We start from the raw sequence: 593 nt of genomic DNA, 5'->3' as shown, positions 1-593 counted from the left end.
CGCCCGCGGCAAGGATCGCTATCGCGCGCACGAGGGGCGCAACGAGCGCGCGCACCCAGTCCGGGAATCCGCGGCGGGCCACCAGTGAGTCCCAGCGCGCGAGAAGCAGACCGGTTCCGGATGCTGCCGCGTGCACGCCTGCGACCCAGGAGAAGGCAACGAGTGTGTTGGGGCTGGACAGTCCGATGACGGTGGACGCGTCCTTGGCGACGGCCAGGGCGATGGCGGTGACGGCGAGCGGGCCGGCCATCGACGCCGCGAACACCCAACGAACCACGCGGCGTTCGGTGTCGGAGTCCACCGCGTGGTGGACGGTGTGGGCGACGGACCAGCCGATTATCAGTGTCGGCAGGAGCGGTGCGATGCGAGGGACGTACCGCCGATGCTCAGGGGTACCAGGTGCACGGCGAACCACGACCCAGCGATCGCCCCGAGCGTTCCGGTGAGGTCGCTGTTGACCGAGACGAGGGTGACCAGAGCCAGGGTCGTCGCAACGACCACGACCAGTCCGGAGGTCTTGAAGGCCACAGCGGCGAGCATGCGCGACTGATCGGGCGTCGGTCCGGTGCCCGCGGCGGGGAGCCCGGGCGGCA

Annotated in this window: 2 pseudogenes; both read right to left on the bottom strand. The window is 70.7% G+C overall.

Annotated elements, in window-relative coordinates:
• A pseudogene (locus RHBS_RS28445) lies at positions 1-301 on the bottom strand (hypothetical protein); the annotation flags it as partial.
• Between the two features lie 38 nt (positions 302-339).
• Positions 340-593, bottom strand: a pseudogene (locus tag RHBS_RS29540) (hypothetical protein); the annotation flags it as partial.

This window comes from Rhodococcus sp. BS-15 (assembly GCF_000813105.1).
GTDB lineage: Bacteria > Actinomycetota > Actinomycetes > Mycobacteriales > Mycobacteriaceae > Rhodococcoides.
This window is presented reverse-complemented; position numbering and strand designations above follow the sequence as displayed.